Below are 25,070 nucleotides of genomic sequence, written 5' to 3' on the forward strand. Positions count from 1 at the left end.
CGACAGTTTCATGCTCCGTAGCGCGCCTGGGGGAGGGAGGCGGTCACCACCAGGCCGCCGCCTTCGCGTGGGCGCGCCCTGACGTCGCCGCCGTGCGCCAACGCCACCGACCGTACGATCGACAGCCCCAGCCCGGCGCTGCGCGCGGTGACGACGCGCTCGGCGCCGTGCCGGTGGAAGGGCTTGAACAGCAGCGGGATGTCGTACGGCGGCACGCTCGGCCCCGTGTTGCTGACCTCCACCTCGACCTTCTCCTCCGACACGGTCCGGCTCACCACCCGCACCCACCCGGTCCCGTCATCCACGTTGTGCCGGATGCCGTTCTCGACCAGGTTGTGGACCAGCCGTTCGAGCAGCAGCGCGTCCCCGGTCGTGGGCGCCTGCGCCGTCACCTCGTACACGGTGATCTTCGCCTCGCGGGCGTCCCCTGCGGTCTGCTCGACGACGTGCGTCACCACGTCGGCCAGGTCCACCGGTGACCGGTCCGCGATCTCCTGCTCCGACCTGGCCAGCAGCAGCAGCCCGGAGATGAGCCGCTCGTGGCGGGTGTTGATCTCCAGCAGGCTCTCGCCCAGCTGCTTCACGTCGGGCGAGGCCGTACGGCGGTGCATGGCCAGCTCGACCAGCGCCCGGTTCAGTGTCAAGGGCGTGCGCAGCTCGTGGGAGGCGTTCGCCACGAACCTGCGCTGCCCGTCGAAGGAGTGATCGAGCCGCTCCACCATGGTGTCGAACGTGTCGGCGAGTGTCTTGACCTCGTCCTTCGGCCCCTCCAGCGCGATCCGCTCGTGCAGGCCCCGCTCGGCCATGGGCGCGGCGGCGATCTTGCGGGCCGTGTCGGTGACCCGGTGCAGCGGCGCCAGCATGCGGCCGGCGACCACCCAGCCGAGCCCGATCGCCCCGCCGCCGACCACGACGAGCGCGATCGCGCCCTGGGTGAGCAGCGAGGTGACGGCCGCGCTGCGCAGCTCCACCTCCTGCTGCCGCAGCCATGCGAGTGCTGCCTCGCCCCTGAGCGCGACGCCGTCCTTGACGAAGAACAGCTGCCTGGTCTTGCCGGGTTCCGATGCGAACCGGCTCTCGAACGACTGCGTCAGCTGCTGGTTGAACAGCAGGTACGTCACGCCGAGCAGGGTCAGCCCGGCGATCATGAAGACGGCGCCGTACACGAGGGTGAGCCGCAGCCGCAGCGTGGGCTCCGGCCGCAGCCGCCTCGGGAAGATCATGCGATCCGGTACCCCACTCCCGGCACGGTCTCCACGACCGGCGGGTCGGCGAGCTTGCGGCGCAGCTTGAGTATGGTGAGCCGGACCGCTCCCGTGAACGGGTCGGCGTGCTCGTCCCACGCCTTCTCCAGCAGCTGCTCGGCCGAGACCACGCTGCCACCGGCCCGCATCAGCTCCGCGAGCACCGCGAACTCCTTCTTCGACAGCGGCACGAACCGCCCGTTCCTGAACACCTCCCTGCGCGCCGGGTCCAGTGTGATCCCGGCCCGGCGCAGCACCGGCGGCACGGCCGGCCGCGAGCGCCGCCCCAGCGCCAGGACGCGGGCGGCCAGCTCGGGGAAGGCGAACGGCTTGGCCAGGTAGTCGTCGGCCCCCATGGACAGCCCCGTGACGCGGTCGTCGAGCTGGGCGGCGGCCGTCAGCATCAGCACCCGCGCGTCGGACTCCGAGGCCACCAGCTCCTTGCACACCTCGTCGCCGTGCACGCGCGGCAGATCGCGGTCCAGCACGACCACGTCGTAGTCGTTGACCGCGATCCGCTCCAGCGCCGCCTCGCCGTCGTGGGCCAGATCGACCGCGTGGGTCTCCTCACGCAGCCACTCGGCAATCGCGTCGGCGAGCATGCGCTCGTCCTCAACCACCAGCACCCGCATGGCGTACCTGGGCCCTTTCATCCGCCTACAGAGCCGAGTGTGGCGTAAGCGATATTCGGTCGAAGTAAGCCGCGCATGGAAACGCTGAGGAAACAGCCGGCCCTATTGCATCTCCCCTCGAACGAGGTCCATTTCGACGGAGGAGACCATTCATGCGAGGACGAGTCCTCACCGCCCTGGCCGCGGCCACCCTGCTGCTGGCCGGCTGCGGCGCCGGCGACAACGGCTCCGACGTGGCGTCGGTGACCGGCAACGGCACCGGCAACCAGCCCTCGGCCGGCGCCAAGCCCAGCGAGGATCCGCACGAGCGCAACCTCAAGTTCGCCCAGTGCATGCGCGAGAACGGCGTGCAGGTGGACGATCCCGAGCCGGGCAAGGGCATCATGATGAAGTTCGACAAGAGCATGCCCAGGGAGACGGTCGAGAAAGCCCAGGAGGCCTGCAAGCAGTTCGCCCCCAGCGGCCAGAAGGCGGGCGGGCCGGACCCCAAGCGGGAGGAGGCCATCCGCAAGCTCGCGCAGTGCATGCGGGACAACGGCGTCGAGGCCTACCCCGACCCCGAGGGCGGCATGATGCGCCTCACCGGCGAGGTCGCCAACGACCCCGACTTCAAGTCCGCCCAGGAGAAGTGCCAGAAGGAGGCCGCTGAGGCCGGCATGGGAGGGTCTTGATGGGCCAAATGACGAACAGGTCCACCCTGGACGGTGAGGCGGAGCGTGACGCGCCGCAAGGCGGGCCGGCAGGGCCGCGCCGCCGTCGTGGCCGGGGCAAGGTGGTCGGCGGGCTCCTGATCGCGGCGCTCGCCGCGGGCGGCGCCTTCGTGGCGGTGAACGGCACGGGCGTGCTGGAGGGCGGGACGGGCCCGACCCAGTCGGCCGCCGTCCTGCCCCCGGCCACGGCCCCGGTGACCCGGCAGACATTGAACGACACCGTGGACGCCGACGGCGAGCTCGGCTACGGCCCGGTGACCACGGCGGTGAGCAGGAAGCCCGGCACGATCACCTGGCTGCCCGGCAGCGGACAGCAGATCACCCGCGGCAAGTCGCTGTATCGCCTGGACAACAAGCCGGTGATGCTCATGTACGGCGACACGCCCGCCTACCGCGACCTCAAGATCGGGGTGGAGGGCAAGGACGTCGAGAACCTGGAGCGCAACCTGCGCAAGCTCGGCTACGACGGTTTCACGGTCGACGACGAGTACACCTACGACACCTACGAGGCCGTCATGGAATGGCAGGACGACCGCGGCCTGGACGAGACCGGCGTGGTCGAGCTCGGCCGCGTCGTCTTCGCCCCCGGCAAGGTACGCGTGGAGAGCCTGGAGGCCGAGGAGGGCCAGCCGGCCCAGCCCGGCCAGAAGATCCTCACGTACACGGGCACGTCCGAGGTCGTCACGGCCAAGCTGGAGGCCGAGGACCAGCGGATGGCCAAGAAGGGCGCCAAGGTCGAGGTCACGCTGCCCGGCGGCAAGAGCGTGAAGGGCAAGGTCACCGAGGTCGCCACGGTCATCGAGCCGGGCGACGGCCAGGACGCCGACCCCGAGACGCGCATCGAGGCGCTGGTCTCGCTCGGCGACGCGAAGGCCGCCAAGGGGCTGGACAAGGCCTCGGTGGACGTGACGTTCACGGCCTCCCAGCGCAAGAACGTGCTGACCGTGCCGGTCGCGGCGCTCGTGGCGCTGCAGGAGGGCGGGTTCGGCCTGGAGGTCGTCGAGGGCGGCAAGTCCCGCTACGTCGCGGTCGAGACGGGGCTGTTCGCCGGCGGCCGGGTCGAGGTCAAGGGCGACGGGCTCACCGAGGGCATGACCGTGGGGATGCCGAAATGACGTACCCCATGATCCAGCTGACGGACGTGTCCAGAACCTACCCCGGCGGGGTGGCGGCGCTGAGGTCGGTGTCGCTGCGCATCGGCCACGGCGAGCTCGTCGCCATCGCCGGCCCGTCGGGATCGGGCAAGTCGACGATGCTCAACGTCGTCGGCACCCTCGACCGGCCGTCCTCGGGCACCATCCGCATCGACGGGTACGACGTGTCGGAGCTGTCCGACGGCCAGCTCTCGGCGCTGCGCGCCACCACGATCGGCTTCGTCTTCCAGCACTTCCACCTCGCCGCGAAGGTCCCCGCGCTGGACAACGTGGCGGACGGCCTCATCTACACCGGCCTGGCCAGGTCGGAGCGGCGCCGCCGCGCGGCCGCCGCGCTCGAACGGGTGGGGCTCGGGCATCGCATGGACCACGAGCCGCACGAGTTGTCCGGCGGCGAGCGGCAGCGCGTGGCCATCGCCAGGGCCGTGGCGGGCGAGCCGCCGCTGCTGCTGGCCGACGAGCCGACCGGGGCCCTGGACTCGGTGTCCGGCACGGGGGTGATGGAGTTGCTGCACGAGCTGAACGCGTCCGGCACCACCATCGTGATCATCACGCACGACCGGGAGATCGCCGCCGGCCTGCCGCGGCAGGTCGGCATGCGCGACGGCCAGATCATCTCGGACTCCGCCGTCCCCAGCGGCTCCCTGGCCGAGTCCGGGGTGGCGTGATGGCCGTCATGGAGGTGCGGCCCAAGCCGGCCCCGGCCAGGATGCGGCCCGGCGACGTGATGCGGGTGGGCGCGGTCGGCCTGCGTACCCGCCCGCTGCGGGCGTTCCTGTCCGCGCTCGGCATCGCCATCGGCATCGCGGCCATGGTCGCCGTGGTCGGGCTCTCGTCCTCCTCGGGCGCCGAGCTCGACCGTACGCTCTCCGCCCTCGGCACCAATCTGCTCACCGTCTCGTCGGGCACCACGCTGACGGGCGAGGCGGCGCAGATGCCGAAGGACGCCGAGGCGATGATCGAGCGCATCGGCCCGGTCGAGACGGCCTCGTCGATCGGGAAGGTCCCCGAGGCCAAGGTCTACCGGTCCGAGCAGATCCCCGAGGCCCAGACCGGCGGCATCACCACGTACGCCGCCCGCCTCGACCTGCCCGCCACGGTCGGCGCCACGCTCCGCAGCGGGACCTGGCTCAACTCGGCCACCGAACGCTACCCGGCCGCCGTGCTCGGCTCGTCGGCCGCCCAGCGGCTCGGCATCGGCTCGGCCGGCCCGGACACGCAGGTCATCGTGGGCGGTGTCCGGTTCACCGTCGTCGGCGTACTGAACCCGGTCGCCCTGGCCACGGATCTGGACAGCGGCGTCATGATCGGCTGGCCGGCGGCCGAGGAACGGCTCGGCTTCGACGGGCACCCGACCACGCTCTACACCCGCTCGGAGGAGGCCAAGCTGGAGGCGGTACGCCAGGTCCTGGCCGGCACCGCCAACCCGGAGGCGCCGAACGAGGTGGACGTGTCCCGCCCGTCCGACGCCCTGGCCGCCAAGCAGGCCACCAGCCAGGCGTTCGCCAACCTCCTGCTGGGAGTGGGCGCGGTGGCCCTGCTCGTGGGCGGCGTCGGCGTGGCCAACACGATGGTCATCTCGGTCCTGGAACGCCGAGCGGAGATCGGCCTGCGCCGTTCGCTGGGGGCGACCCGCGGCCAGATCCGCACCCAGTTCCTGGCGGAGTCGCTGCTCCTGTCCGCGATGGGCGGAGGCGGCGGCGTCCTCCTGGGCACCGCCGTCACCATGGGGTACGCGTTGTACAGCGGCTGGCCGTCCGTGGTGCCGGCCTGGGCGACGGCCGGCGGTCTGGCGGCGACGCTGGTCATCGGCGCCACGGCCGGGCTCTACCCCGCCATCCGCGCCTCCCGCCTCTCCCCGACGGAGGCTCTGTCCACCCCATGACCACGGGCGCGCGTGCCTGGGCGCGCGCCCTATTCACCGTCCGCGTAACAGGTCGTCTTTCCGACGATCCGGACGCCGGGCTTCTCGCCGTGCACCACGGTCAGCTCGAATGTCAGCCGCGTCTCCGGGTGCCGCAGCACGGCCACGTCCTGGGTGTCGTCCCGCAGGTCCAGGTCGTCGACGACCTTGTCGTACCCCATGGCCTGGAGCTTCTCCAGCAGTCCCACGGACGCGTCCACGAGCTCGCTCTCGATCCGCAGGAACCCCCGCACCTCGCCCGGCACGCAGGAGTCGTCCTTCACCCGTTCGGTGGCCGGCATCCGCAACCCGGAGGCGCCGATCAGGAGGTCGGCGTCCGTGGTGAGCCGACTGGTGGCCGCGTCGAGCGTGGGTAACTCGGACGCCGCCGCACAGGCCGCGAGGCAGGCGAGCATCGCGGAAGCAGCGTAACGGCGGATACGCACGAGGGGACCATACCTAAGGCGATCCGTAGCTACGGGGCAAATCGCGCAAAAACCGCATATGCTACACCGTTTCCGGTGCTCATCTGGCGGCGGCTCTGAGCTTGGCGATCAGCCCCAGGTCGTCCACGCAGTGCCCCAGGCCGAGCGCCACGGACACCAGGGGCCGCTCCGCCCGCTGTACCGGCATGCACAGCGCCGCCCGCAGCCGCCGGCACAGCCCGCGCAGCAGCGCGCCGCCCCCCACCAGCACCGCGCCCTGCTCCCCGAGGTCGGCGGCCAGCTCCGCGGGGCAGCGCTCCACGATCCCGACCGCCGCCCGCACGATCGTCTCGACCGGCTGCCGGGTCGCCTCGTAGATCAGCTGCACCGGCAGCGTCGCCGCCCGCTCCCGGCCGGACTCCACGTCGCGGCCGCGCACCACCACCTGCCGCTGCAGCGGCTTCCACTCGGTGCCCGCGCGCCGCTTGGCGGCCTCCGCCTCGCGCTCGTCGATCAGCAGCCCGTGCTCGTGTTCGACGAGGCGGGCGATCGACAGGCTCATGGTGTGGCCGCCGCAGGGAACCGCGCCGGACGCCACCACGGCCCCGCGCGAGAGCACCGCGATCCTGGCCGCGTCGCGCCCGATGTCGATGACCATCCGCCCGGCGCAGTCCCTGACCGGCACACCCGCGCCCAGCGCCGCGGCCAGCCCGTGCGGGACCAGCAGGATGCCCCGCGCCTCCGCCTCGAACGCCATGTCGCGCAGCGCCGCCCGGTCGATCGGCGTGGCGTCCTCCGGCAGCGCCATGACCACGCGCGGCCTGGCGAACGGGTTCCGGTGCACCTTGCGCAGGAAATGCCGGACCAGGCGCCGGGTGAGTTCGCCGTCGGCCGGCAGGCCGCCGCTGATCGGCCAGCACGTCTCGCCGAAGCCGTCGCGGACCGCCTCCGCGCCATACCCGAGGACCCGGCCTGTCACGGCGTCGCGCGCGACGGCCGACGGCTCGTCGAGCACGATTCCCTTGCGCTTGACGTAGATCCGTGTGCCGGCCGCTCCGAGATCCATCGCAAGGTCGTGACCGAGGAGGATCATCGCCGTACCGGGGGGTGGACCATCATGCCGCTTCTGTTTCCGGATCTGCCCCAAGGCAACACCAGGAACGTAACGGTTCCCCTTTACCCCCGGGAGTCTCGGCCAGGCCGGTTTCGCGTCGTACGCGGCGTCATGCGAAGCTGTCAGTGTCCCCAACACCATGGAGGTCCTCATGGCGGAAACACCGGAGCCGGAAGTCAGCGAAACTCCCGAGGACGAGATGAAGCGCAAGTTCCGCGAGGCGCTGGAGCGCAAGCGCAACCAGCATGCGGGCGCGGGCGAGGGTGGCAGGGGCGGCGACCCATCCAAGATCCACGGGGGGGCGCACGGTCCGGCTGCGAGTAAAAGATCGTTCAGGCGCAAGAGCGGCGGCTGATGCTGGTAGTTGGAGGGGGTACGGCCTGCCGTACCCCCTCTTTTCTTTGCCCACTTAGGTAGATCTTCTGTCCGATTCGTGATGAATCGTTTGCGTATGTCCGGAAAGCCTGGTTAAAGTGTGGGCCAATTACATAGCCGAATCCCGATCGATCGGGAACCGGGGACCCACCTTGTTGGGGTGAATCCGGCCACGCGCCGGTAGGGCATCTCCAAGCCCGAACCCGTCAGCTAACCCGGTAGGCGTGATGGAGAGGACACCCCCAATGATGTACCACCGCGTCGTACCCCCAGACAGGGCAGTAGTGCCGGCCGCCTCCTGATCGGCCCTTTCCCTCAGGCTCTTTCCGCGCCCCGCGCAGTCACCATGTCAGGCGTTCTGCCCGGCTGCGCCAGTTTTCCGTGAGCGCGTGTCCCTGTCCCCTCGCAAAGGACCTCACTGCTCTATGTCTGCTCGTTTTGGCCTGCGTTCCTTCGCTCTGTTCACCGCATCCGCCGTAGGTGCGCTGACCATTGCCTGCGTGGCGGCCCACGCCGACTCCGACAACGACGAGAAGATCCTCCTCAAGGGCTCTACCACGGCGTCCTACTTCTGGGACGACGCCTCCGGCCGCGCCGGTGACACGGGCCTGCCGGCCAGTGGCAAGCGCATGCAGAAGGGCATGGCCGCGAGCCCGAGCTGGCCGCTGCTGACCGAGGGCTACGTGGTCTACGAGGGCAAGAAGCTGCCCTTCTTCGTGGGCGACCGCGGCCCCGGCGAGCCCTCCAGCCGTGGCGTCATGCTCGACCTGGACGCCAAGACCTTCGCCGAGCTGACCGGCGGCAGGTTCAACCCCGACACGCTCGGCGTGGACGGCGTCGGCGGCCAGGGTCACATCGAGGTCGACTACGTCATCACCAAGTGGGGCGACGGCGTCGGCAAGAAGAACCACCCCGTCGCCTTCTCCACCCGTGCCTGGGCCAAGAGGGACACCAATCCCGCCAAGCCCCCGCAGGTCATGGCAGAGGAGAAGCCCGAAGAGACGCCCGAAGAGACGCCTGAGGAGCAGCCCGCGGCTCCCGGCAAGGCCGTCGCGGCCCCGCCTCAGAAGGCGGCTCCCGTACAGGCCGCCCCGGAGGGTGAGGTCGAGGAGTCCAGCGCCGTGGGCAGCGTCCTCCTCGTGGGCGTCCTGGCCATGGCCGGCGGCGGCGCGGTGCTCGGCGGCGAGCGCTTCCGCAGGCTCATCAGACGCTGACTTTACGATCGGAGACCAGAATGTCATTCTGGTCTCCGTGACCACCCGCGTAACCGCCAACGGCATCGACATCGCCTACGAGAGCTTCGGCCCGCCCACAGGACGACCCCTGCTCCTCATCATGGGGCTCGGCGCGCAGCTCATCCACTGGGACGAGGAGTTCTGCGAGCTCCTCGTCGAGCAGGGACACCACGTCGTACGGTTCGACAACCGCGACGCGGGCCTGTCCACGCACTTCCACGACGCGGGCGTCCCCGGACCGGGGGCGCCCGCGCCGTACCTGCTCGACGACATGGCCGACGACGCGGCCGCCCTCATGGACGCCCTCGGCTGGCCCGCCGCCCACGTGGCCGGCGCGTCGATGGGCGGGATGATCGCCCAGACGCTGGCCATCCGGCACCCCGGACGTGTGCTCAGCATGACCTCGATCATGTCGACGCCCGGCCCCGACGTCGCCCCGCCGGCGGAGGCGGCGGTCTCGGTGCTGATGGCCGCCCCGCCTCCGGACCGCGAGAGTGTGCAGGCCCAGGCGGTGCGCACCTGGTCCGTCATCGGCTCGCCCGGCTACGAGCTGGACCGCGAGCGGATCACCACGATGGCCGGCCTGGCGTACGACCGGTGCTTCGACCCGGCGGGCACGTCCAGGCAGCTCGCCGCCATCATGGCCTCCGGCGACCGTACGGAGCGGCTCGCCGGGGTCGCCGTGCCCACGCTGGTCCTGCACGGTGAGGCGGACCTGCTCGTCCCCGTCGCGGGCGGCCATGCCACAGCGGCGGCCGTCCCCGGCGCCCGGCTCGTCACCTATCCCGGCATGGGCCACGATCTGCCGCGCCCCGTCTGGTCCGACATCGTCACCGAGATCACCAAGCTCACGAGCGCGTGAAGACGGAGGCGGCCCCCGGCCGCCTCCGCCGGCGGTCAGACCTCCAGCTTCTCCTCGATGCCGCGGAGCTGGTGCCTGGCCATCGCCAGGTTGGCGCGCGAGCGGTCGAGCGCCAGATAGAGGAACAGCCCCTTGCCGCCGCGCCCGCTGATCGGCCGGATGATGTGGTACTGGCCGCCCAGCGTGATCAGGATGTCCTCGATGCCGTCCTTGAGACCCAGCGAGTCCATCGTGCGCAACTTGGCCTTGACCACCTCGGTGTTCCCCGCGGCGGCGACCTGCAGGTCCAGATCCTTTGATCCGCCGAGAACGCCCAGCGCCATGCCGCTGCCGTGGTCGACGATCGCGGCTCCGATAGCGCCGTCGATCGACATCATCTCCTTGAGAGAGACGTCCATGCCCGCCATGCTTCCTCCCTTTCTGTCGGGGATGGTTAGTGCTTGCGTGCTGCGACGGCGGCCACCGCGGCCGCCGTCTTCCTGCCCTCCAGCCGGAGGAGCCCGACGTTCGAGCCGGGCCCGGCCAGGACTGTGAGGACGATGGTGGGGCCGGCGGCGTAGAAGGCCACGAAGCCGGCGGTGCCGGAGATCAGCGTCTCCTCCAGTGCGCCCTGGCCGGTCATGGCCAGCATCCGCCTGCTCATGGCCATCAGCGCCGCCGAGAGCGCCGCCGCCTGCTCGCCTACGTCCGCCGGGAGGTCGCAGGCGATCCGCAGGCCGTCCACCGTGCAGGCGACGCTGCCGCTCACGTCCGGCGTGCGCTCGCGAAGGAGCGCCATTTCCTCCAGAACCTCTTGTCGTAGCTCCACCCGTGGTCTCCTCCTGAGTGAGGGGAACCTCACGACAGCTCCTCGAGCGCCGTCTTCAGCCGCATCAGCAATGTCAGGTCGGCCGGATCCGCGGTCGTGTGCGGTCCCAGCGGCAGCGGGGCGGCCTGTGGATCGTGCGGCGGCCGCTCGCGCTCGTCGCGGGTCCGCCTGGGTAGAGCGCCGCCCTCCGGAGCGGATGCGGGCAGGGCGAGCAGCCCGGCGGCCGCCAGTCTCCTGACCGCCAGCAGGACCGAGTAGCCCGACCGTCCGATCCGCTTGGCGAGCTGGAGTGGCGTCGCCTGGTGATCGGCTCGGACGATCACCTCCCACTGGACGCCGTCGAGGGCCACCGCATGCCCGGGCAGACGTGCGGCCGGCCGCACCGGGAGCGTGTCCGCCTCCGCCGAGGGCCAGGCCTGTGCCAGTTGGGCCCGCCGCCGGGCGCATTCGCGCACCAGCCCCGGCACGTCGAAGAACCACTGCCCGCCCAGCCAGTGCTCATCGCCGGGCCGGAACTTGGGCCTCGTCCCGCTCGCCGGCAGCAGGAAGAACGCCGCGTCGAGCACGACGCCGAGCACCGCATACTGCAGTTCGCCCGGCGTGACCGGCCCATCCTCCAGCAGGCGGACGCAGCCGCCGTCGGCCTGAAGCGCACGCAGCGCCGCCTCCGTCATCCGGCCCCTGGCCACGAGCAGGCGCTCGACGGTCGGGGTCTGGGCGCACTCCATGTAAGTCACGCGCCCGTCGGACAGGAAGATCGTGCCGCTCCTGCCGACCCGGAGCGCGCCTGTCGAGCGATCCCGGGCGAGCCCGGCCAAGAGGGTGTCCAGCCTGGTCATCGGTTCACGTCGTGAGGCAGGCGGAGATGGACCGCAGGCGGTGCCTGGCCAAGGCCAAATTGGATCGTTCCAGGTCGAGGCGCACGTAGATGACCATCGGCCCCTTGAAGGCCGTCTCCAGCAGCCGGAGCAGATGGTGGGCCTTGTCGGTCGTGACGAGCATGTCGTCGATGCGCACGACCTCGTCCGGGCGCGAGCGGGCCAGGCCGTCGGCGGTGGCGCGCAGCGCCTCGGCCAGCGCGGCGGCCGACCGGTCGGCGTTCACGCCGGAGGCGGGGCGGAAGGCCACCGCCATGCCGCTGATGTGGTCCATCAGCATGGCGTCCTGCGCCCCAGGTATGGACATGACCTCCGCCAGACAGGCGTCGATTCCGAGCATGTGACCTCCCTCGCCGTCAGTGGGACAGAGACAGCGTAGGAGTGCGGGATCGGACCGAAGCGTGAGCGGATGCTGGAGTTAAGGTTTTGTACGGCTATGGCGTAGAAAAACAACACCGATGCGCATGACTATGCGATTTATGAGGCTTTCTCGCGGTAGCGAAGGATTTCGGCCACGTTCTGCTCCGCCCACCTGGTCACCACCGAGACCGGCTCGTGCAGCGAGCGCCCGAGGTCCGTCAGCGCGTACTCGACCCGTGGCGGCACCTCGGCGAACACCTCCCGCGTCACGAGCCCGTCCAGCTCCATGGCGCGCAAGGTCTGCGTCAGCACCTTGGGCGTGACCCCGCCCATCCGCGCTCGCAGCCGGGTGAACCGCATCGGCCCGCCGATGAGGCTGAGCAGGACCAGCACCGACCACTTGTCGCCAATCCGGTCCAGAACCACCCTGGTCGGACAGTTCGGGTCGAAGACATCACCGGTATCCATAAGGCACCTATAGCACGATGAAGTAACCAGTATCCAATGGATACTGTTGGGCGCATGAAGATTCTTCTCTTTGGCGCGACCGGCATGATCGGCCAGCGCATCGCCGCAGAACTGGCCGATCGCGGGCACGAGGTGACCGGCGTCAGCCGCTCGGGCGCCCCCGTCAAGGGCGACGTCCACGACGCCGCCACCCTGGCCAAGGGCCACGACGCCGTCGTCTCCGCCATCAGCCCGCCCCGCGACGGCACCGAGCCGGAGGGCCCGTTCCTCGACGCCTATCGCGCGCTGATCGAGGGCGTACGCGCGGCAGGGGTGCGCCGTGTGATCGCCGTCGGCGGCGCCGGCAGCCTCAAGGTCGCCCCGGACCTCGACCTGGTCGACACGCCCGAGTTCCCGGACATCTACAAAGGTGAGGCGCTGGCCCAGCGCTCGGTGCTCGGCCTCTTCCGGCCGGTCGAGGACCTGGACTGGACCTACATCTCACCGGCCGCCGAGATCGCGCCCGGCGACCGCACCGGGATCTATCGCATCGGCCACGAGGACCTGCTCGTCGACTCCGAGGGCCGCAGCTTCATCTCCGCCGAGGACTACGCGGTCGCCGTCGCGGACGAGCTGGAGAAGACCACGCATCCGCGGCAGCGCATCACGGTCGCCTACTGAGCCGGCTCGTCCGGCAGCAGCGCCTTCTCGTCGGGCTTGTGGACGAGCACGTTGTCCACGTACGACTTCACGGCCGCCTCAAGCCCGACGTCGGCGCCGGCCTGCTCCGACAGGTACCAGCGGTGGTCGAGGATCTCGTGGAACAGCTGCGCGGGCTCCAGTTTCCCGCGCAGCGCCACGGGAATGGCCTCGACCGTCGGCTGGAAGACCTCCGCCAGCCACCGGTGCGCCACGATGGCCTCGTCCTCGTGCCGCAGCCCCTTGGCCACCCGGAACCCGTCGAGGTCGTTGAGCAGCCGCCGCGCCTGGTTCTCCTCGACGTCGAGCCCGGTCAGCCGGAGCAGCCGCCGCTGGTGGTGCCCGGCGTCCACGACCTTGGGCCGCACGATGAGCCGGCCCGTGCCGACCTTGCGACGCACCATCATCTCGGCCACGTCGAAGCCCAGCAGGTTGAGCCGTCTGATGCGCTGCTCCACGCGGTGCCAGTCGACCTCTTCGATGATCTCACTCTGGTTGATCTCGTCCCACAGGCGGTGGTAGCGGGCGACGACGTCCTCGGCGGTGTCCATGGGGTCGATGGACGGGTGCAGCAGCCCGCCGGCCTCCAGGTCCAGCATCTCGCCGAAGATGTTGGTGTGGGCCGCGTCGATGTCGGCCGCCCGCTGGCCCTCGCTGATCATCGGATGCATCTCGCCGGTCTCGGCGTCCACCAGGTAGGCCGCGAACGCCCCCGCGTCCCTGCGGAACAACGTGTTGGACAGCGAGCAGTCGCCCCAGTAGAAGCCGTTCAGGTGCAGCCGCACCAGCAGCACGGCGAGCGCGTCCAGCAGGCGGGTCAGCGTGTCGGGGCGCAGCGTGCCCGACATGACCGCACGGTAGGGCAGCGAGAACTGCAGGTGACGGGTGATCAGCGCCGCGTCCAGGCCCTCGTCGCGGCCGGTGACGTACGCCACGGGCTCCACCGACGGCGCGTCCAGCCGGGCCAGGTCCCACAGCAGCCCGTATTCGCGCTTGGCGTAGCGCTCGCTGATCTCCTTGATCGCGTACACCTTGCCGGAGAGCCGGGCGAAGCGCACCACGTGCCGCGAGATGCCGCGCGGGAGATCGACCAGATGGTGCTGCGGCCAGTCTGCTAGAGGGACGTCCCAGGGGAGGCGAATAAGGTCGGGGTCGCCGAGCGCGCCAGTGATCTGCAGGGGCATTTGCTCAGGATATGGTGCATCGGTGGACGAGTTTCTCAGGTGGTACTTTTCCGACCGTCCCGTCGTCGCCAGCTTCCTGGGGGCCGACGGCTACGACCACACACTCGGCGATTTCAGCGCCTCCGCCTGGGCCGCCCGCGAGCGGGACGAGGCCCGCTGGCTCGAACGCCTCTCGGCGGCCGAGGCCCCGTCGCTGGACGACGCGATCGACAGAGATCTTGTCCGCTCCCAGCTGAGGGGCTCGCTGGCCCTGGCGTCCTGGCCCGACTGGCGCCGCGACCCGGCCGTCTACCTCTCGGCGATCTTCGGCTCGATGTACACACCGTTCCAGCGGCGGCTCAAGCCGGAGCCCGAGCTGGTGTCGGCCGCCGTCTCCCGGCTGGCCGAGGTGCCCGGCGTGCTGGCGGCCTGCCGGGCGAACCTGGACCCCGACCTGGCCGCGCCGCTGCTCGTCCAGCGCGGGCTCGGCCAGGCCCGCACCGGCCGCAACTTCCTGACCCGCACGATCCCCGGCATGGTGGAGGATCCCGACCTGCGCGCGAAGCTGGCCGCCGCCGCCGAGCCGGCCGCCCAGGCGTTCGACGAGCTCGTCACGTTCCTGGAGGGCTTCCAGTGCGGCGGCACCTGGCGGATGGGGGAGAAGCTCTACTCCACGCTGTTGCGCGAGCGCGAGCTCCTCGGGTACGGCGCCGCCGAGCTGCACGAGAAGGGCCAGGCGGCCTGGGCCGAGCTGGACGCCAGGATGCGCGAGGTCGCGACCCGGGTCAACGGCTCCCAGGACTGGCGGGCGGCGATGGAGTCCCTCATGGACGACCATCCGCCGACCTTGGCGGACATGCGGGCCGAGTACGACGCGGAGACCCAGCGGGCCAGGGACTTCGTCAAGGAACGTGACCTGGTGACGTTCGCCGACGGCGAGGAGTGCCATGTGCTGCCGTCCGCCGAGTACACCCGGCCGGTCCTGTCCGTCGCCCACTACCTGTCGCCGCCGCCGCTGAGCAGCTCGCGGACCGGCGTCTTCTTCGTGCCGTACACGCCGGACGACTTCACGCCGGAGCAGGTGCGCCAGCGGCTCCGGACGAACTCGCGGGCCCAGATGCCGTCGATCGCCGTCCACGAGGCGTACCCGGGGCACCACTGGCACCTGTCGTACATGGCGGGCAACCCCCGCACGGTCAGGAAGGTCTTCCGCACGGCGTACTTCACCGAGGGCTGGGCCCTGTACGTCGAGAAGCTCCTGCACGAGCAGGGTTACTTCGACACCCCGGCCACCGAGCTGGCCCACCTGGACTGCCGGATCTTCCGCGCCGCCAGGATCATCGTGGACACGGCCCTGCACTGCGAGGACATGTCCATCGAGGAGGCCGAGACCTTCATGGCCACGAAGGCGTCGTTGTCGCCCGGCACCGCGCAGGGCGAGGTCAACCGCTACTGCGCCTGGCCCACGCAGGCGCCGTCCTACCTCACCGGCGCCATCGAGATCGACCGCATCCGCGGGTCGTTCCAAGGGCCGCTGAAGGGGTTCCACGACCGGATCGCGGGCTCCGGCGGCCTGCCTCTGGGGCTGGCGGCTAGGGTCTGCGAGGGAACCGCGGCGGGTTGAGCGAGCGCTCGACCACGGCGGCGAGCTGCTCCTCCGTCAGGATGGCGGGCTTGCCGACGCCGAGCCCGCGCACGTACACCTCGCAGAGCCACTCCAGCAGCCGCGTGGCCTCGAACGCCTGCTCCAGGGTCGCCCCGATGGTCACCCCGCCGTGGTTGGCCATCAGGGCGGCCTGCTTGCCCTCAAGCGCCGCGCGCACGTTGGCGGCCAGCTCCGGGGTGCCGTACGTGGCGTACTCGGCGACCTTGACCACGCCGCCGAGCAGCAGCGCGTTGTAGTGCACCGGCGGCAGCTCGGTCATCGTGGTGGCCACGACGGTCCCGAACACCGAGTGCGTGTGCACGACGGCCTGCGCGCCGGTGGTCTCATAGACGGCCAGGTGCATGGGGGTTTCGCTGGACGGCTGCAGCTCCCCTTCGACCAGGTAACCGTCGACGTCCACGATCGGGCACATCTCCGGGGTGAGCTTGTCGAGCGCCGCCCCCGACGGGGTGACCGCCACCAGGTCGCCCTGGCGTACGCTCAGGTTGCCCGAGGTGCCGATGACCAGGCCGAGCTCGACGGCCCGCCGGCCGTACTCGCACAGCTGCTCGCGGAGGCTCATACGCCGCCAATGTAGTCGGTCGTCCGAATTACAGCAACGGTCAGAGCCGGTCCAAGGCCTGCAACATGAGCCGTTCCAGGTCGACGCGGGTCAGCCGGCCGGGGTAGAGCAGCAGGTGCAGGCTGAGGCCGTCGACCAGGGCGAGCAGGTGCTCGGTCAGGTCGTCGAGGCTGTCGTCGGTACGCAGCTCGCCGGCCGCGCGGGCCTGGCCCAGCAGGTCGCGTACGGCGGAGCGCAGCTCGGCCGCCTCCGCCCGCTGCACTTCGGCCAGCCGCTCCGAGGCCAGGCTCCGGCTCCAGAAGCTGACCTCGAGCCGCGTCTCCTGGGTGCGCTCGGCGTCCAGCGGCAGGTTGTCCAGCAGCAGCTCGCGCAGGGCCGCCAGCCCCGGCACGCCTTCCACCTTGCGGGTCAGCCGGTCCCGGATGCGCTGATGGGACTGGCGCAGCGCGGACAGCAGGATCTCGTCCTTGTCGGTGAAGTAGTGGGCGAGCACCCCGTTGGAGTAGCCGGCCTCCTTGGCGATGGCCCGGGTCGTCGCGGCGTCGATGCCGTCCCTCACGATCACCCGGCGGGCCGCCGACAGCACCTCGCGCCTGCGCTCGTCGTGATCGACGATCTTCGGCATCGAATCCTCCATTGACTTTTTATTCGGACGTCTGTCTATATAAACTATGACCGTTGTCACCGTCGGCGTCCATATCGTCGACATTCTCGCCAGGCCCATCGATCACATCCCCGAGGGCCAGGACACCGTGCTGGTCGACCAGGTCCGCCTCACCGCCGCCGGCGCCGCCGCGGGGACGGCGGTGGACCTGGTCAAGCTGGGCAATGACGTGGTCACGATGGGCGCCATCGGTGACGATGAGCTCGGCGACTTCCTGCTGATGGTGCTGGCCAAGCGAGGGGTGGACACCTCGCGCCTGGCGCGCAGGCCGGGGGAGCAGACCGCCGCCTCGATCCTGCCCATCAGGCCCGACGGCGGGCGGCCCAGCTTCCACGTCCCCGGCGCGAACCTCTCCGTCACTTACGCCGACCTGGACGCCGGCGTGCTGCGCGGCGCGCGGGCGATCCACCTGGGCGGCATGGACGTCACCTTCGGGCTCGGCGACCCGGCCTTCTTCGCCCTCCTGGACGAGGTACGGGCGGCCGGGACTCTTGTGACCATGGACCTCCTCTCCGAGATGCCCGACTTACTGGGAATGGCCCGGGCCTTCCTCCCGCACGTGGACTACGTCCTGCCGAACGAGTCCCAGGCCCTGCTCATGACCGGCGCCGCCGACGCCGAGACCGCGGCCGCGACCCTCCTGGCCGACGGCCCGCGCGGCGTCCTCGTGACGCTGGGCGAGGAAGGCAGCCTCGTCGTCACGCCGGAGGGATCCTCACCCGTACCCGCTCTCAAGACCGACGTCGTGGACACCACCGGCTGCGGCGACGCGTACTGCGCCGGGTTCCTGACCGGCCTCCTCCACGGTCAGGACGTCCTGACCTCCGCCCGCTGGGGCACCGCCGCGGCCGCCCGCGTCGCCACCGGCCTCGGCTCCGACGCCGGCCTCACCGACCTCGACTCCACCCTGGGGATGCTCTGATGAACGACTCCGAACTCCGCCTGCGGGCCGCGAAGGTGATCCCCGGCGGCATGTACGGGCACCTCAACGCCGCCCTCTTCGCCCCCGGCTACCCGCAGTTCTTCGAACGCGGCGAAGGCTGCCGGCAGTGGGACGTGAACGGCCGCGAGTACATCGACTTCATGTGCAGCTGGGGCCCCGTCGTGCTGGGACACAAGCACCCGCGCGTGGAGGAGGCCGCCGCCCGCCAGGCCGCGCTCGGCGACTGCCTCAACGGCCCGGGACCGATCATGGTCGAGCTGGCCGAGTTGATCGTGGACACCGTCCCCAGTGCCGACTGGGCGATGTTCTCCAAGAACGGCACCGACGCCACCACGCAGGCGCTCATGGTCGCCAGGGCCGCGACCGGGCGCACGAAGGTGCTGATGGCGCACGGGGCCTACCACGGGGCCGACCCCTGGTGCACGCCGTCCCTCGCCGGAACGACGCCGAACGAGCGGGCCGACCTGGTCGAGTTCGCGTACAACTCCCTGGAGTCGCTGGAGGCGGCGGCGGCCACCGTGGAGGGGGACGTGGCGGCGATCATCGTGACGCCGTTCAAGCATGACGCGTTCGAGGACCAGGAGCTGGTCGAGCCCGCCTTCGCCCGCGGCGCCCGGGCCCTGGCCGACCGTCTCGGGGCGGCGCTGGTGATCGACGACGTGCGGGCCGGCTTCCGGATCGATCTTCGGGGGTCCTGGGAGCCGTACGGGGTCCGCCCGGACCTGACGGCCTGGTCCAAGGCCATGGCCAACGGCTATCCGATCGCCGCCGTGACCGGCACCGACGCGCTTCGAGGGCCGGCCCAGACGCTGTACTCGACGGGCTCGTTCTGGTTCTCGGCGGTCGCGATGGCCGCGGCGAAGGCCACGATCGAGACGCTGCGCGACACGGACGGCATCCTCGCCATGGAAAGGGCCGGCACGCGGCTGCGCGAAGGGCTGTACGAGCAGGCCAAGGCCCACGGCTTCGTGGTGAACCAGACGGGACCGGTGACGATCCCGTGGCTCAGCTTCGACGGGGACGCCGACCTGTCCGTGGCCATGTACTGGAGCGACGCCTGCCTGCGCCACGGGGTGTACCTGCACCCTTGGCACAACTGGTTCATGTCGGCGGCTCACACCGAGGAGGACGTCGCCAAGGCGCTGGAGGGCACGGACCAGGCCTTCGCCGAAACCCGCACCCACTTCGCCTGACCAGCTATCCCCGCCCCGCCCCACAGTCCGCCCCCGCCCCGCCCCGCTGCCCGCGCGGCACCGCGCGCCCGGGCGGGGCGGCACCACCCGGCCACCCGCCGCACGCCTTCTCGCCGGCGCGGCGCGCTGAGGACATCCGCCGGCCACGCCCGCCGATGCCCGTCGCCCCACTCGCCGGTGCCGTACCGCCCTCCCACCTGGACGTCCTTGCCCCTTCACAAGCGCGTCCACTGAATTGTCGGCATTCTCTGTAAGCGGTCACGGCCAGGTCACGTCTCGATGGAGACCTCTTGACGCAGGTCGGGGGGTATCCATATCTTCGGGCAAACATTTAGGAAACTTTCCTAATTCAGGAGCCCCCATGACCCACCCGGGCGAGATCACGCGGCGCCAGCTGCTTCGCCGCATCGGCCTGACCGCTTTCGTCGCCGGCCCCGGCGCGGGCCTGCTGAGTGCCTGCGCCACCGCGGGAACGGGCGGCGAGCCCACGCCTGCCCCTTCCGTCACCCTCTCCGCCGATTCGAAGAACCCGTTCGGCGTCGACGCCAAGAAGCCGCTCGAAGTGGTCATCTTCAGCGGCGGATACGGCGACGCGTACGCCAAGGACCTGCACGAGGAGCTGTACAAGAAGGCGTTCCCGGGTGTGACGATCAAGCACACCGCCACCCAGCAGATCGGCACCCAGCTCCGCCCCCGCTTCGTCGGCGGCGACGCCCCCGACGTGCTCAACAACTCGGGCCCCGAGGCGATGGACCTCGTCGCGCTGGCGGCCGAGGGCCACCTGGCGGACCTGACCCCGCTGTTCGACGCGCCGTCGGCGGACGAGCCCGGCAAGAAGGTTCGCGACACGCTCACGCCGGCCGTGTTCGACAACGCCAAGATCGATGGCAAGGACCTGGTGCTGAACTACACCGTGTCCCACCGCGCGCTCTGGTACAACGCGAAGCTGTTCGAGTCCAGGGGATGGGCGGTCCCGAAGACGTGGGCCGAGTTCACGGCCCTGGGGGAGACGGCGAAGAAGGACGGCGTCCTGCTGTTCGCGTACCCCGGCCAGAAGGGCCCGTACTACCAGCTCTGGAACGTGCTCTACACCGCCGCCAAGATCGGCGGCAACCAGACCATCATCGACATCGACAACCTGGTCGACAACGCCTGGAACTCCGACGCCATGAAGCAGGCGGTCGCGGCGTGGGTGGACGTCCAGGCCAAGTACGGCGACAAGGCGTTCTTCGGCCTCGACCACACGCAGACCCAGATCAAGCACCTGCAGAACAAGGTGCTGTTCTACCCCGTCGGGTCCTGGATCGAGAACGAGATGGAGAAGGACAAGCCGCTGGACTTCGAATACGCCATCGCCCCCATCCCCGACGTCACCGCGGCCGACAAGATGCCGTACGGCGCCATCCAGGTCGGCGTCGGCGAGAACTTCGTCGTCGCCGCCAAGGGGAAGAACCCGCAGGGCGGGCTCGAATACCTGCGCCTCATGCTCTCCACGGAAGGCGCGCGCGGCTTCACCGAGAAGACCAAGAACATCACAGTGGTGAACGGCGCCGCCGAGGGCGTGGACCTGCCCGCCGGCCTGAAGAGCGCGGCCAAGGCGCAGGACGCGGCCGGCCAGAACATCATCACCGACGCCCGTTTCGAGGGCTGGTACAAAGAGCTCTTCGACTACGGCACCGAGCAGATCAACGTGGTCATGGCCGGGCGGATCACGCCCGAGAAGTTCTGCGCCAACATGCAGAAGAAGGCCGACGCCATCAAGAAGGACGACTCCGTCACCAAGCAGACGCGGAGCCAGTAGTCAATGGTCAGGTTGCGCAGGTACGGGTTCGTCGCCGGGTTTCTCGTCGTCCCCGTCGCCTTGTATTCGGTTTTCGTCATCAGCCCCTACATCCAGGCGTTCCAGCTCTCACTGACGAGCTGGAACGGCTATTCCTCGGTCGTGCGTTACGTGGGGCTGGACAATTTCGGCCGGTTGTTCGCGGACGAGACCTTCTGGCGGGCCCTGCGCAATCACGGGCTCCTCCTGCTCGTGCTGCCGATCGTGACCATCGTGATCGCGCTGTTCCTGTCCTTCCTGCTGAATCTGGGCGGGGGCACGCGCGGCTCGGGCATGCGGGGCGTCTGGGGGTCGACGTTCTACCGGGTGGTGTTCTTCTTCCCCCAGGTCCTCGCCGTGGCCGTGGTCGGAGTGCTGTTCCAGGCGGTCTACCGGCCCGACGCGGACGGCGTGCTCAACGGCGTGCTCTCCCGGTTCGGAGCCGAGCCCGTGGGCTGGCTCACCGAGCCGGGGCTGGCGCTCTGGTCGATCATGGCGGTGATGGTCTGGCAGGCGGTCGGGTTCTACGTCGTGCTCTTCTCCGCCGGAATGGCGGCCATCCCCAAGGACTATTTCGAGGCGGCGGCCCTTGACGGCGCCGGGCGCGTGCGGCTGTTCTTCTCGATCACGCTGCCGCTGCTGCGCGACACCGTCCAGGTCGGGTGGATCTACCTCGGCATCGCGGCCTTCGACGGGTTCGCCCTGATCCAGGTGCTGGCGGGCGACAAGGGCGAGCCCGACGGCGCCACGACCATCCTCCCGGTCACCGTCTACAAGACGGCCTTCGCCTACAACAAGGTCGGCTACGCCTCCGCGATGGGCGTGGCGCTGTTCTTCCTGACCGTGACGTTCGCCGTGCTGACCCTGCGTACGACCAGGCGAGAGAGAGTTGAGCTGTAGACATGGCCGCACGTGACACGGGCAGGCCGCGGTTCGGGGTGCTCAGCGGGCTCTCCCACGTGGCGCTGGCGATCTGGGCGCTGCTGATCGTCCTGCCGTTGTTGTGGACGTTCCTGGCGTCGTTCAAGACCAACACCGAGATCTTCGGCGACCCGCTGCAGCTGCCGGGCGCGGTGCGGTTCGACGCGTGGGGCCGGGCCTGGGACAAGGCGCACATCGGGCAGTACATGTTCAACACGGTCGTCGTCGTGTTCTTCGGCACAGCGGGGACGATGGTGTTCGGGTCGATGGCGGCGTACGTGCTGGCCCGCTACCAATTCGTCGGCAACAAGCTGCTCTATTACTACTTCGTGGCCGGTCTGGCGTTTCCCGTCTTCCTCGCCCTCGGGCCGCTCTTCTTCGTCGTCAAGCAGTTCGGCCTGCTGAACTCGCACGTCGGCCTCGTCCTCGTCTACATCGCCTATTCGCTGCCGTTCACGGTGTTCTTCCTGGCGGCGTTCTTCCGTACGCTTCCGGACGCCGTCGCGGAGGCGGCGCTGATAGACGGCGCCTCGCACACCCGCACGTTCTTCCAGATCATGGTCCCCATGGCCAAGCCCGGCCTGATCAGCATCACCATCTTCAACGTGCTCGGCCAGTGGAACCAGTATCTGCTGCCCCTCGTCCTCCTGGCCGGCGACCCGGACAAATGGGTCATCACCCAGGGCATCGCCAAGATCTCCACGCTGGCGGGATACGAGGCGGACTGGCCTGGGCTGTTCGCCGCCCTGAGCATGACCATCCTCCCCGTAATGATCGTTTACATCATCTTCCAGCGGCAGATCCAGTCCGGGCTCAGCTCGGGCGCGCTCAAGTAACGTGGGCCCATGGACGTCGAGAACAAGCTCAAGGACCTGCCCGAATGGCGGCGCGAGGGCGACGAGATCCGCCGCACGGTCACCGCGCCCGACTTCCCCACCGCCATCCGCATCGTGGACGAGATCGCGGTCGAGGCCGAGGAGCTCAACCACCACCCGGACATCGACATTCGCTGGCGCTCGCTGCACCTGGCGCTCACCACGCACGACAAGGGCGGTCTCACCGACCTCGACTTCCGGCTGGCCGCCATCATCGACGACATCGCCGCGAAGCACGGCGCTTGACCGACATCCCCCGAATACTCTGCGTATCCGTCCGATCACTCGTTAGAGTGGGGCTCTCTCGCCGCCCGCCTGCAGCCGGGCTCGGACTATGGGGAGTTCTCATGCGCGTGCCCGTGTACCTTCTCGTCATGCTCGCCGTCTCCGGCACCGCCGTCTCGGGCGCCGCCGCCTGCGCGGGCCCGCCCGCCCCGCTCCAGCAGGCCCCCGCCCCGCGCTCCGCGTCGCCGGAGGGCCGGATCACACTGTCCGCCTCCGGCCAGTTCGCCCGGGGCGACATCGGCTCCATCGCCTACAACCGCAAACTGGCCCCCGCGGGATCCCAGGCCAGCGTCACCATCGAGTCCGGCGCGGGCATGACCCGCACGTCCCTCGTCGCCGAGGGCCTCCTCCCCAACCGCCGCTACGGTGCCCACATCCACACCAGGCCGTGCGGCAGGAAGCCCGAGGACTCGGGCCCGCACTACCAGCACGAACAGGGCAAGATCAATCCGACCAGTGAGATCTGGCTCGACTTCGCCACCGACGGCGAGGGCGCGGGCCGCGCGGCCGCCCGCCACGGCTGGACGCTGGACCCCGCCCGTCTGCCCGGCTCGCTCGTGATCCACTCCAAGGGCACTGTCACCAGCGGCCCGCAGGTCGGCCAGGCGGGAGATCGTGTCGCCTGCCTCACGCTACGCTGAACCCGGCCGGGAGGGCATAATTACACAATTACATAGTGGAGGTACGAGAACCCGTGAGCAGCAGCCGTCAGTGGCAGCCACCCCGATTAAGGCTCTTCGAGGACGCGCACCGCCGCGCCACCTGGCTGGAGCTACTCTACGACCTCGTCTTCGTCGTGGCGGTCGCGGAGCTGGCCGCCGTGCTCGCCGGAGGCGACATCCTGCTCTTCGTCGGGTTGTTCGTGCCGATCTGGTGGGCGTGGGCCGGATACGTCTTCTACGCCAACAGGTTCGACACCGACGACGTCAGCCACCGGCTTCTCGCGCTGCCCCAGATCCTGGCGGTCGCGACCATGGCTGCGAGCGTGAGCGATTTCGCCGAGCGGTCCGGGCTTTTCGCGATCGCGTATGCCGTGGCCAGGGTGCTCCTCGTCCTGGCCTACGTCCGCGTCGGCCGCCATGTCCCCGAGGCCCGGCCGCTGGCCGTCCGCTACGCCGCCGGCTTCACCGCGGCCGCGCTCCTCTGGCTGGCCTCGCTCGCCGTCGACCCGCCTCTGCGATACGCGTTCTGGGCCGTCGCGATGGTGATCGACCTGGCCACGCCCCTGCTGGCGCGGCGGCACCAGGGCAAGCTGCCGCCGCAGAGCGAGCACCTGCCGGAGCGCTTCGGCCTGTTCGTGGTGATCGTGCTCGGCGAGGTCGTGGCCGCGGTCGTCACCGGGCTCAAGGGCCACGACGTCACGCCGGGCACGCTGGCCATCGCCCTGGCCGGGGTGGCCATCGCGATGGGCTTCTGGTGGCTGTACTTCGGCCACATCGACGAGTCCGTCGTCCTCCGCACCGCCGTGGCCGGGCAGGTCTGGGTCTACTCCCACCTGCCGCTGTCGCTCGGGCTGGTGGCGTTCGGGATCGGGATCGAGCACGCGATCGCCCACCCGGCCGGCACGAGCTGGTCCATCGGAGTGCCCGCCGCCCTGGTGCTCGCCGTGCTCGGCCTGCAGCACCTGTGCTCGCTCGACCGCCGCGCCGGCGCCATCCGCCTGGGCGCCGCCGCCCTCACCCTCGCCACGTCCGCGCTGCCCACCGCGGCGGCGCTGCCTCTCATCCTCGTGTACGCGGCCGCTCAGGTGGCGTACGACCTGCTCCGCCCGCGACCGGAAGGTGCCGCATGACCACCCAGGACGTGTTCGACCGCCAGCTGGCCGCCATCGCCGACGGCGACCTGGAGGCCCTGCTGGCCCAATACCACGACGACGCCACGGTGATCCGCTTCGACCGCGTCGCGCGGGGCGCCGCCGAGATCAGGGACCTCTTCACCGGATATCTCTCGGCGAAGCCCCAGGTGGACGAGATCGTCTCGCTCCAGGTGACCGAGGACGTGATCTTCTACAACGCCCGGATGACGATCGGCGGCAACCGCGTCACCACGTACGGCACCCTCGTCGTCAGGGACGGCAAGATCTGGCGCCAGACGGCCGCCGCCCTCCCGATCACCTGATCGCGGACGCCGCCG

The 25,070-nt window shown here is 70.2% G+C and carries 30 protein-coding genes and 1 riboswitch; of the genes, 18 read left to right on the forward strand and 12 right to left on the reverse strand.

Going from position 1 to position 25,070, the window contains the following annotated elements; all coding sequences use genetic code 11:
* Positions 1-8: 8 nt before the first annotated feature.
* Both ACIBX3_RS45705 and ACIBX3_RS45710 read right to left on the reverse strand, forming a co-directional pair.
* Complete coding sequence (locus ACIBX3_RS45705; protein WP_397126927.1) at positions 9-1,223, reverse strand: sensor histidine kinase; 1,215 nt, start codon at positions 1,221-1,223, stop codon at positions 9-11.
* Entirely contained in the window at positions 1,220-1,876 is a 657-nt protein-coding gene (locus ACIBX3_RS45710) for a response regulator transcription factor (protein ID WP_397127106.1), read from the reverse strand. Before ACIBX3_RS45710 ends, ACIBX3_RS45705 begins: the two co-directional genes overlap by 4 nt.
* A 152-nt stretch (positions 1,877-2,028) precedes the next feature.
* On the opposite strand from ACIBX3_RS45710, the gene ACIBX3_RS45715 reads away from it, so the two are divergent.
* From ACIBX3_RS45715 to ACIBX3_RS45730, 4 genes are read left to right on the forward strand one after another with little or no spacing between them, the layout of a single operon-like run.
* Entirely contained in the window at positions 2,029-2,547 is a 519-nt protein-coding gene (locus ACIBX3_RS45715) for a hypothetical protein (protein WP_397126928.1), read from the forward strand.
* Positions 2,548-2,555: 8 nt separating this feature from the next.
* Complete coding sequence (locus tag ACIBX3_RS45720; RefSeq protein ID WP_397126929.1) at positions 2,556-3,701, forward strand: efflux RND transporter periplasmic adaptor subunit; 1,146 nt, start codon at positions 2,556-2,558, stop codon at positions 3,699-3,701.
* On the forward strand, positions 3,698-4,408 hold the full coding sequence (locus ACIBX3_RS45725) for an ABC transporter ATP-binding protein (RefSeq protein WP_397126930.1): 711 nt from the start codon (positions 3,698-3,700) through the stop codon (positions 4,406-4,408). Before ACIBX3_RS45720 ends, ACIBX3_RS45725 begins: the two co-directional genes overlap by 4 nt.
* On the forward strand, positions 4,408-5,625 hold the full coding sequence (locus tag ACIBX3_RS45730; RefSeq protein WP_397126931.1) for an ABC transporter permease: 1,218 nt from the start codon (positions 4,408-4,410) through the stop codon (positions 5,623-5,625). Before ACIBX3_RS45725 ends, ACIBX3_RS45730 begins: the two co-directional genes overlap by 1 nt.
* Positions 5,626-5,654: 29 nt before the next feature.
* On the opposite strand, the gene ACIBX3_RS45735 is transcribed toward ACIBX3_RS45730, so the two are convergent.
* Both ACIBX3_RS45735 and ACIBX3_RS45740 read right to left on the reverse strand, forming a co-directional pair.
* Positions 5,655-6,089, reverse strand: coding sequence for a hypothetical protein (locus tag ACIBX3_RS45735; protein WP_397126933.1), 435 nt, complete (start codon positions 6,087-6,089; stop codon positions 5,655-5,657).
* Between the two features lie 79 nt (positions 6,090-6,168).
* Positions 6,169-7,134, reverse strand: a complete 966-nt coding sequence (locus ACIBX3_RS45740; protein ID WP_397126934.1) for a rod shape-determining protein — start codon at positions 7,132-7,134, stop codon at positions 6,169-6,171.
* A gap of 199 nt (positions 7,135-7,333) precedes the next feature.
* On the opposite strand from ACIBX3_RS45740, the gene ACIBX3_RS45745 reads away from it, so the two are divergent.
* The 3 genes from ACIBX3_RS45745 (at position 7,334) to ACIBX3_RS45755 (ending at position 9,654) form a co-directional block, all read left to right on the forward strand.
* Complete coding sequence (locus tag ACIBX3_RS45745) at positions 7,334-7,537, forward strand: DUF5302 domain-containing protein (RefSeq protein WP_397126935.1); 204 nt, start codon at positions 7,334-7,336, stop codon at positions 7,535-7,537.
* A 125-nt stretch (positions 7,538-7,662) separates the two neighbouring features.
* Positions 7,663-7,797, forward strand: a riboswitch (cyclic di-AMP (ydaO/yuaA leader).
* A 185-nt stretch (positions 7,798-7,982) separates the two neighbouring features.
* Positions 7,983-8,771 carry a hypothetical protein gene (locus tag ACIBX3_RS45750; RefSeq protein ID WP_397126936.1) on the forward strand — a complete coding sequence of 263 codons (789 nt, stop codon included), beginning with the start codon at positions 7,983-7,985 and terminating at the stop codon, positions 8,769-8,771.
* A 37-nt stretch (positions 8,772-8,808) separates the two neighbouring features.
* Positions 8,809-9,654 carry an alpha/beta fold hydrolase gene (locus ACIBX3_RS45755; protein WP_397126937.1) on the forward strand — a complete coding sequence of 282 codons (846 nt, stop codon included), beginning with the start codon at positions 8,809-8,811 and terminating at the stop codon, positions 9,652-9,654.
* A 35-nt stretch (positions 9,655-9,689) separates the two neighbouring features.
* Here ACIBX3_RS45755 and ACIBX3_RS45760 read toward each other — a convergent pair whose 3' ends face one another.
* The 5 genes from ACIBX3_RS45760 to ACIBX3_RS45780 all read right to left on the reverse strand — a co-directional run bounded on the left by ACIBX3_RS45760 (position 9,690) and on the right by ACIBX3_RS45780 (position 12,168).
* A complete protein-coding gene (locus ACIBX3_RS45760) occupies positions 9,690-10,061 on the reverse strand; it encodes a hypothetical protein (protein WP_397126938.1) in 372 nt (123 codons plus the stop codon).
* 26 nt (positions 10,062-10,087) lie between these two features.
* Positions 10,088-10,462: a roadblock/LC7 domain-containing protein gene (locus ACIBX3_RS45765; RefSeq protein ID WP_397126939.1), complete on the reverse strand. Its 375-nt coding sequence runs from the start codon at positions 10,460-10,462 to the stop codon at positions 10,088-10,090.
* 29 nt (positions 10,463-10,491) lie between these two features.
* On the reverse strand, positions 10,492-11,301 hold the full coding sequence (locus tag ACIBX3_RS45770; RefSeq protein WP_397126940.1) for a hypothetical protein: 810 nt from the start codon (positions 11,299-11,301) through the stop codon (positions 10,492-10,494).
* 4 nt (positions 11,302-11,305) lie between these two features.
* Positions 11,306-11,680: a roadblock/LC7 domain-containing protein gene (locus tag ACIBX3_RS45775; RefSeq protein ID WP_397126941.1), complete on the reverse strand. Its 375-nt coding sequence runs from the start codon at positions 11,678-11,680 to the stop codon at positions 11,306-11,308.
* 137 nt (positions 11,681-11,817) lie between these two features.
* Complete coding sequence (locus ACIBX3_RS45780; RefSeq protein ID WP_397126942.1) at positions 11,818-12,168, reverse strand: winged helix-turn-helix transcriptional regulator; 351 nt, start codon at positions 12,166-12,168, stop codon at positions 11,818-11,820.
* A 54-nt stretch (positions 12,169-12,222) separates the two neighbouring features.
* Between ACIBX3_RS45780 and ACIBX3_RS45785 the strand changes: the two genes are divergently transcribed.
* On the forward strand, positions 12,223-12,828 hold the full coding sequence (locus ACIBX3_RS45785; RefSeq protein WP_397126943.1) for an NAD(P)-dependent oxidoreductase: 606 nt from the start codon (positions 12,223-12,225) through the stop codon (positions 12,826-12,828).
* On the opposite strand, the gene ACIBX3_RS45790 is transcribed toward ACIBX3_RS45785, so the two are convergent.
* Positions 12,822-14,030, reverse strand: a complete 1,209-nt coding sequence (locus tag ACIBX3_RS45790; RefSeq protein ID WP_397126944.1) for a DUF4032 domain-containing protein — start codon at positions 14,028-14,030, stop codon at positions 12,822-12,824. The genes ACIBX3_RS45785 and ACIBX3_RS45790 overlap by 7 nt on opposite strands.
* 22 nt (positions 14,031-14,052) lie before the next feature.
* Between ACIBX3_RS45790 and ACIBX3_RS45795 the strand changes: the two genes are divergently transcribed.
* Positions 14,053-15,633: a DUF885 domain-containing protein gene (locus tag ACIBX3_RS45795; protein WP_397126945.1), complete on the forward strand. Its 1,581-nt coding sequence runs from the start codon at positions 14,053-14,055 to the stop codon at positions 15,631-15,633.
* Here ACIBX3_RS45795 and ACIBX3_RS45800 read toward each other — a convergent pair.
* On the reverse strand, positions 15,602-16,237 hold the full coding sequence (locus ACIBX3_RS45800) for a class II aldolase/adducin family protein (protein ID WP_397126946.1): 636 nt from the start codon (positions 16,235-16,237) through the stop codon (positions 15,602-15,604). The genes ACIBX3_RS45795 and ACIBX3_RS45800 overlap by 32 nt on opposite strands.
* A gap of 40 nt (positions 16,238-16,277) precedes the next feature.
* Positions 16,278-16,862 carry a TetR/AcrR family transcriptional regulator gene (locus ACIBX3_RS45805; RefSeq protein WP_397126947.1) on the reverse strand — a complete coding sequence of 195 codons (585 nt, stop codon included), beginning with the start codon at positions 16,860-16,862 and terminating at the stop codon, positions 16,278-16,280.
* A 46-nt stretch (positions 16,863-16,908) separates the two neighbouring features.
* On the opposite strand from ACIBX3_RS45805, the gene ACIBX3_RS45810 reads away from it, so the two are divergent.
* The 9 genes from ACIBX3_RS45810 (at position 16,909) to ACIBX3_RS45850 (ending at position 25,055) form a co-directional block, all read left to right on the forward strand.
* Positions 16,909-17,823 (forward strand): carbohydrate kinase family protein, encoded by a 915-nt coding sequence (locus tag ACIBX3_RS45810; protein ID WP_397126948.1) that lies wholly within the window; start codon positions 16,909-16,911, stop codon positions 17,821-17,823.
* Entirely contained in the window at positions 17,823-19,037 is a 1,215-nt protein-coding gene (locus ACIBX3_RS45815; RefSeq protein ID WP_397126949.1) for an aminotransferase class III-fold pyridoxal phosphate-dependent enzyme, read from the forward strand. Before ACIBX3_RS45810 ends, ACIBX3_RS45815 begins: the two co-directional genes overlap by 1 nt.
* Positions 19,038-19,398: 361 nt before the next feature.
* Complete coding sequence (gene ngcE / locus ACIBX3_RS45820; RefSeq protein ID WP_397126950.1) at positions 19,399-20,838, forward strand: N-acetylglucosamine/diacetylchitobiose ABC transporter substrate-binding protein; 1,440 nt, start codon at positions 19,399-19,401, stop codon at positions 20,836-20,838.
* Between the two features lie 3 nt (positions 20,839-20,841).
* Positions 20,842-21,756 carry a carbohydrate ABC transporter permease gene (locus ACIBX3_RS45825; RefSeq protein ID WP_397126951.1) on the forward strand — a complete coding sequence of 305 codons (915 nt, stop codon included), beginning with the start codon at positions 20,842-20,844 and terminating at the stop codon, positions 21,754-21,756.
* A gap of 2 nt (positions 21,757-21,758) precedes the next feature.
* Positions 21,759-22,613, forward strand: coding sequence for a carbohydrate ABC transporter permease (locus ACIBX3_RS45830; protein WP_397126952.1), 855 nt, complete (start codon positions 21,759-21,761; stop codon positions 22,611-22,613).
* A gap of 9 nt (positions 22,614-22,622) precedes the next feature.
* The gene (locus tag ACIBX3_RS45835; RefSeq protein ID WP_397126953.1) at positions 22,623-22,898 is read left to right on the forward strand and encodes a 4a-hydroxytetrahydrobiopterin dehydratase; all 276 of its coding nucleotides are present in this window, start codon (positions 22,623-22,625) and stop codon (positions 22,896-22,898) included.
* A gap of 101 nt (positions 22,899-22,999) precedes the next feature.
* Entirely contained in the window at positions 23,000-23,578 is a 579-nt protein-coding gene (locus ACIBX3_RS45840; RefSeq protein ID WP_397126954.1) for a hypothetical protein, read from the forward strand.
* Between the two features lie 53 nt (positions 23,579-23,631).
* A complete protein-coding gene (locus tag ACIBX3_RS45845; protein ID WP_397126955.1) occupies positions 23,632-24,729 on the forward strand; it encodes a low temperature requirement protein A in 1,098 nt (365 codons plus the stop codon).
* On the forward strand, positions 24,726-25,055 hold the full coding sequence (locus ACIBX3_RS45850; protein ID WP_397126956.1) for a nuclear transport factor 2 family protein: 330 nt from the start codon (positions 24,726-24,728) through the stop codon (positions 25,053-25,055). The genes ACIBX3_RS45845 and ACIBX3_RS45850 overlap by 4 nt, the downstream gene beginning before the upstream one ends.
* The last annotated feature ends 15 nt before the right edge of the window (positions 25,056-25,070 follow it).

It is taken from the genome of Nonomuraea sp. NPDC049480, from assembly GCF_044465905.1.
Taxonomy (GTDB): domain Bacteria; phylum Actinomycetota; class Actinomycetes; order Streptosporangiales; family Streptosporangiaceae; genus Nonomuraea.